Source organism: Micromonospora sp. 15K316, assembly GCF_004348525.1.
In the GTDB taxonomy this organism is placed as follows: Bacteria; Actinomycetota; Actinomycetes; order Mycobacteriales; family Micromonosporaceae; genus Micromonospora.
The window spans coordinates 1-5602 of record NZ_SMKG01000312.1; the positions used below are offsets into that span (position 1 = coordinate 1).

The 5602-nt window shown below is 72.9% G+C and carries 6 protein-coding genes; 4 read left to right on the forward strand and 2 right to left on the reverse strand.

The features are described 5' to 3' along the window. On the reverse strand, positions 1-1187 hold a 1187-nt coding region (locus E1211_RS30335), incomplete at its 3' end, for a PHB depolymerase family esterase (RefSeq protein ID WP_132353390.1). A 240-nt stretch (positions 1188-1427) separates the two neighbouring features. Between E1211_RS30335 and E1211_RS30340 the strand changes: the two genes are divergently transcribed. The 4 genes from E1211_RS30340 (at position 1428) to nadE (ending at position 5250) form a co-directional block, all read left to right on the forward strand. Then, the gene (locus E1211_RS30340; protein ID WP_132353382.1) at positions 1428-3257 is read left to right on the forward strand and encodes a DUF2079 domain-containing protein; all 1830 of its coding nucleotides are present in this window, start codon (positions 1428-1430) and stop codon (positions 3255-3257) included. Positions 3258-3374: 117 nt separating this feature from the next. Further along, positions 3375-4013 (forward strand): lipoyl(octanoyl) transferase LipB, encoded by a 639-nt coding sequence (gene lipB / locus E1211_RS30345; protein WP_371686227.1) that lies wholly within the window; start codon positions 3375-3377, stop codon positions 4011-4013. 5 nt (positions 4014-4018) lie between these two features. After that, positions 4019-4411: a VOC family protein gene (locus E1211_RS30350; protein WP_132353386.1), complete on the forward strand. Its 393-nt coding sequence runs from the start codon at positions 4019-4021 to the stop codon at positions 4409-4411. Between the two features lie 14 nt (positions 4412-4425). Next, positions 4426-5250 (forward strand): ammonia-dependent NAD(+) synthetase, encoded by an 825-nt coding sequence (nadE, locus tag E1211_RS30355; RefSeq protein WP_132353388.1) that lies wholly within the window; start codon positions 4426-4428, stop codon positions 5248-5250. Between the two features lie 61 nt (positions 5251-5311). Here the strand turns inward: nadE and E1211_RS30360 are convergent. After that, positions 5312-5602 (reverse strand): amino acid--tRNA ligase-related protein (locus E1211_RS30360; RefSeq protein WP_305792239.1); only part of this gene is annotated, 291 nt, incomplete at its 5' end.

Below are 5602 nucleotides of genomic sequence, written 5' to 3' on the forward strand. Positions count from 1 at the left end.
CAGTAGTTGGGGCCGGTCTGCTTGAGGGTGCTCGTGTAGAAGGTGTTGTAGAGGCCCATCCGCTGGTGGGAGCCGTTCGCGTAGGCGTACCCGCCGGACTGGTACGCCCGGCCGGCGACCACGTGCGCGTAGTTGCTGGCGGTCGTGCAGACCGGCGTGGGCGGAGTCGTCGGCGGGTCGGTCGGGGGCGGGTCGGTCGGGTCACCGCCGCCCCCGTTCAGGCCGAAGAAGGCGGCGTCCCGATACGCCGAGCAGATGGTGTCCAGGAAGTAGGCGGCCGCGTTGCCGCACTGGTCCGCCCCGCTGCCCGGGTCGACCGGGGTGCCGTGCCCCATTCCGGAGACCCGGTAGAGCCGGACGACGTCGGCGCCGTACACCTCGAGGCTGGTGCCGCCGGGCAGCGACGAGGTGCTGGTCGGGGTCTGCGACACGCCGCGCACGTTCGTCCACTGGTCGCGCGCCTCGCCGGCGTTGAGCGGGGCGACGGTGGTGTCCGAGGTGCCGTGCCAGATCGCCACCCGGGGCCGGGGCCCGCTGTAGCCGGGGTACGCGCTGCGCACGAGGTCGCCCCAGGCCGCCGGGCTCTTGTCGGTGCCCGGATTCATGCAGCTGAAAGCGTTGACCATGCTGGTGGCGCAGCGGTACGGGATGCCGGCGACGATCGACCCGGCGGCGAAGACGTCCGGGTAGGTGGCGAGCATGACGGCGCTCATCGCCGCGCCGGCCGAGAGGCCGCTCACGAAGACGCGGCTGCCGTCGATGCCGAAGTTCGCCTTGGCGTGGTCGACCATCTGCTTGATGGAGAGCGCCTCGCCCTGACCCCGGGCGGTGTCCCCGGTCTCGAACCAGTTGAAGCAGCTGGTGGCGTTGTTGGCGGACTTCTGCTCCGCCACAATGAGCGCGAACTTCCACTGGTCGGCGTACTTGCGCCAACCGGAGTTGGTGAAGTAACCGGAGGCGTTCTGCGTGCAGCCGTGCAGCAGCACCACCGCCGGGGAGTTCGCCGGCAGGCTGTCCGGCCGGTAGGCGTACATGGTGAGGTTGCCGGGGTTCGAGCCGAAGCTCCCGACCTGGGTGAGGCTGGCGGCCTGGGCGGGCGCGGCGAGGGTCACGGCGCCCGCGACGGCGAGGACGAACCCGGTGGCCACCGCGGCCAACCGGGTGAGCAGGGATGAGGGGCGGCGCACGGCGGCCTCCAGGGGAAGTGTGAACTGGGTCACCTGCGAATTGCCGCGACGTTACGACGAAATGACGGAGCTGCGACATGGGCGGGCGTCACACATTCACGACCGCCGCTGTGTTCACCCGCGAGCGGGGCTCGCGATCCGCCGGAGCGGGACGTCCACCCGCCACCGGAGACGACAAGAAGGGGACGCTCCTTGCATGTATGACCGGCACGTCCAGTTCCGATTGGTAACGTCCGCTGCGTGCCGACCTCCCCGTCCGTGACCACCGGGCCCGCACCCGCCTCACCGCCGCGCACCGCCCGGGGGCGCCGGGTCGACCTGATCGTGGTGCTGGCCGCGCTCGCGCTCGCCGTCTGGGTGACCAGCGGCCTGTGGCGGGATCCGAACGTACGGACGATCACGGTCAACTCCAGCGACCAGGCTCTCTTCGAGTGGCTGCTGGCCTTCGGCGGGCACGCGCTGACCCACGGGGAGAACCCGCTCTTCACCTATCTGATCAACGTGCCGGACGGGGTGAACCTCGCGGTCAACACCTCGATCACCGTGTACGCGGTGGTCTTCGCGCCGCTGACCTTCCTGGTCGGCCCACCCGTCACGTTCCTGGTGATCCTCACCCTGAACCTGGCCGCCACCGCGGTCGCCTGGTACCTGCTCCTCTCCCGGCAACTGGTCCGCAGCCGGCTCGCCGCCGCGGTCGGCGCCCTCTTCATCGCCTACTCCCCCGGCATGGTCTCGCACGCCAACGCCCACCTGAACTGGACGGCCGGCTGGCTGGTGCCGCTGCTGATCTGGCGGGCGTTCGCGCTGCGCCGACCCGGACACTGGCTGCGCGACGGGGTCATCCTCGGTGTGCTCGTGGCCATCGCCTTCTCCATCGCCGCCGAGGGGCTCTTCTTCACCGCCCTCGCGCTCGGCCTCTTCGTCATCGTCTGGTCGCTGCACCCCGCCCAGCGCGCCGAGGCGAGGGCGGCGTTGCCGAACTTCCTGCGCGGCCTCGCGGTGACCGCGGTGGTCGCCGGCGCGCTGCTGGCCTACCCGCTCTGGCTGCACTTCGCCGGCCCGCAACGGTTCCACGGCACCGGCTTCGACCCGGTGACCCACTCGGAGGACATCGCGGCGTTCGGTGCGTACCCCCGGCGCTCCCTCGCCGGCGAGGTCGGGCTGGGCACCTCGCTGGCCCCGAACCCGACCGAGGAGAACTCCTTCTTCGGGATCCCGCTGCTGCTGCTCGCCGTGGTGTGCTTCGTGGCGCTCCGGCGCCGCGCCGACCCGGCCCGCCGCGCCACACTCTGGGCGCTGGCCGCCGTCGCCGTCGTCTTCGGCGTGCTCTCCTGGGGGCCGGTCGCCAAGTTCGACGGCGACCGAAGCGACGTGCCCATGCCGTTCGACCTGCTCGGGCAGCTACCGGTGGTGAACGCCGCGCTGCCCGCCCGGCTCGCGCTGGTGGTGGCGCCGGTGTTCGGGCTGCTGCTGGCGTACACCCTCGACCAACTCCGGTCGGCGACCCCGCGGCGCCGGCGGTCGACCGAGGCGGCCTGGGCGCTCGGCTTCGTGGTCGCGCTGCTCCCGCTGCTGCCCACCCCGCTGCTCACCGACGAGCGCGAGCCGATCCCGCGGTTCATCACCGCCGGCACCTGGCGGGACTACGTCTCCCCGGGCGGGGTGCTCACCCCGGTGCCGACGGCCGTGGACATCTACCCGGACGGGCAGCGCTGGCAGGCGTACGCCCTCTCCCACCGGCAGAGTGAGTTCCGCATCCCGGCCGGCTTCTTCCTCGGCCCCGGCGGCCCGGACGGCCGGGGCCGGATCGGGCCCGTGCCACGCCCCTTCAGTGCGCTGATGGACCAGGCGGCGCGGACCGGCCTGGTGCCGATCGTCACGGACGGGACGTTGCGGGAGGTCCGCGCCGACCTGGCGCACTGGCGGGTCGAGGCGGTGGTCCTCCCCGACCGGGTGCACGGGGCGAAGTTCGAGGTGGACCAGGACGCGGTCCGGCGCACGGCGACGGCCCTGCTCGGCGAGCCGCAGCGGGTCGACGACGTCTGGCTCTGGCGGATCCCGCAGGACTGAACCGGCGGCCCGCCGGGGGTGGCCGGCCCGCTCGCCGGCGGCGCGCGCACCGGCTGGTGAGGGGGCTCACCAGCGCGATCTGCCCGCCACCGGACTACGCTGAACGGCGTGAGCACGATGACCTCCGGCCTGACGGCCGTCCGCGCCGGTCTCCTCGACTACCAGGCCGCCTGGGACGAGCAGCGCCGGCTGCACGAAGCGGTGGTGGCGGGCGAGCAGGGCGACACGGTCCTGCTGCTGGAACACCAGAGCGTCTACACGGCGGGCAAGCGCACCGAGCCGTGGGACCGGCCGACGGACGGCACCCCGGTCATCGACGTGGACCGCGGCGGCAAGATCACCTGGCACGGTCCGGGCCAGCTCGTCGGCTACCCGATCGTGCGGCTGCCCGACCCGGTGGACGTGGTCGCCTACGTGCGGCGTACCGAGCAGATGCTGATCGACGTCTGCGCCGAGTTCGGGCTCACCGCCGGCCGGATCGAGGGACGCAGCGGCGTCTGGGTGCCCGAGGACGACCGGGGCCCCGCCCGCAAGGTCGCCGCGATCGGCATCCGGGTGGCCCGCGGGGTGACCCTGCACGGCTTCGCCATCAACTGCGACTGCGACCTGAGCTACTACGACCGGATCGTGCCCTGCGGCATCCGGGACGCGGGGACCACCTCGCTCACCGCCGAGCTGGGCCGCGCGATCACCGTCGCCGACGTGCTGCCGGTGGTGGAGCGCCACCTGTCCACCATCGTCGCCGTCGCGTCCTGACCCGGATGCGGGTCGACCTCGTCACCGTCGTGGTCGCCGAGTACGACCCGGCGATCGCCTTCTTCACCGAGGTGCTCGGCTTCGAACTGGCCGAGGACTCACCGTCGCTGACCAATGACGGCCGGCCGAAACGCTGGGTGGTCGTACGGCCGCCCGGCGGCGGGACCGGCCTGCTCCTCGCCCGCGCCGACGGGGAGGTGCAGGCCGCCGCGATCGGCAACCAGGTCGCGGGTCGAGTAGGTTTCTTCCTCCAGGTCGACGACTTCGACGCCACGTACCGGCGGATGGTCGACGCGAAGGTCGAGTTCGTGCGACCGCCGCGCACCGAGCCGTACGGCCGGGTGGCCGTCTTCCGCGACCTCGCCGGCAACCGCTGGGACCTGCTCGGCCCCGCCTGACCGAAGGAGTCATCGTGACCGACGTGCTGTCGACGCAGCAGCAGATCGCCGCCGACCTCCAGGTTCCGCCGACCTTCGACGCCCCCACGGAGATCGAGCGCCGGGTCGTCTTCCTCGCCGACCGGTTGGTCGACGCCGGGCTGTCGACACTCGTGCTCGGCATCAGCGGCGGGGTGGACTCCACCACGGCGGGGCGGCTCTGCCAGCTCGCGGTCGAGCGGGCCCGGGACGCCGGCCACCCGGCCACCTTCGTCGCCATGCGCCTGCCGTACGGCGTGCAGGCCGACGAGCACCACGCCCAGGCGGCCCTGGAGTTCATCCGGCCCGACCAGGTGCTCACTGTCGACGTCAAGCCGGCCAGCGACGCCGCGCTGGAGGCGCTGCTGGCGGGCGGGCTGACCTTCCGCGACGCCGGCCAGCGGGACTTCGTGCACGGCAACGTGAAGGCCCGCCAGCGCATGATCGCCCAGTACGCGGTTGCCGGGGCGACGGGTGGACTCGTCGTCGGCACCGACCACGCGGCCGAGGCGGTCACCGGCTTCTTCACCAAGCACGGCGACGGGGCGGCGGACGTCGTACCGCTCACCGGGCTGACCAAGCGGCGGGTACGGGCGATCGCCGCGGCGCTCGGCGCCCCCGCCGAACTGGTCGGCAAGGCGCCCACCGCCGACCTGGAGAGCCTGGCCCCGGGCAAGCTGGACGAGGACGCGCTCGGGCTGGCGTACGAGCACATCGACGCCTATCTGGAGGGGCAGCCCGTCCCGGCGGAGGTGGAGGAGACGCTGGTCGCCCGCTACCGGGCCACCGAGCACAAGCGCTGCCTCCCGATCGCGCCCTAGGTGCGGACCGGGCGCCCCTCGTCACTCGTTCGTGACGAGGGGCGCCCGGGACGGCGCAGTCCTAGGGGGTCAGGCGGTGCAGGTCGCGGGGGAAGGCGGTGACCTCGCGGATGTTCGCCGCGCCGGTCAGCCGGGCGACGAAACGCTCCAGGCCGATCGCGAAGCCGCCGTGCGGTGGCATCCCGTGCCGGAAGGCGTCCAGGTAGCCGGCGTACGGCTCGACCGGTTCACCCCGCGCGGCCAGCGCCGCCAGGTAGTCGGCGTGCCGGTGCAGCCGCTGCCCGCCGGTGACCAGCTCCATGCCGCGAAAGAGCAGGTCGAAGCCGTTGCTGTGGCTCGGCCGGGCGGGGTC

Coding starts and splice junctions, on each gene's coding strand:
- lipB (WP_371686227.1), top strand. CDS start 3,375: ATGACCTCCGGCCTGACGGCCGTCCGCGCCGGTCTCCTCGACTACCAG.
- E1211_RS30350 (WP_132353386.1), top strand. CDS start 4,019: ATGCGGGTCGACCTCGTCACCGTCGTGGTCGCCGAGTACGACCCGGCG.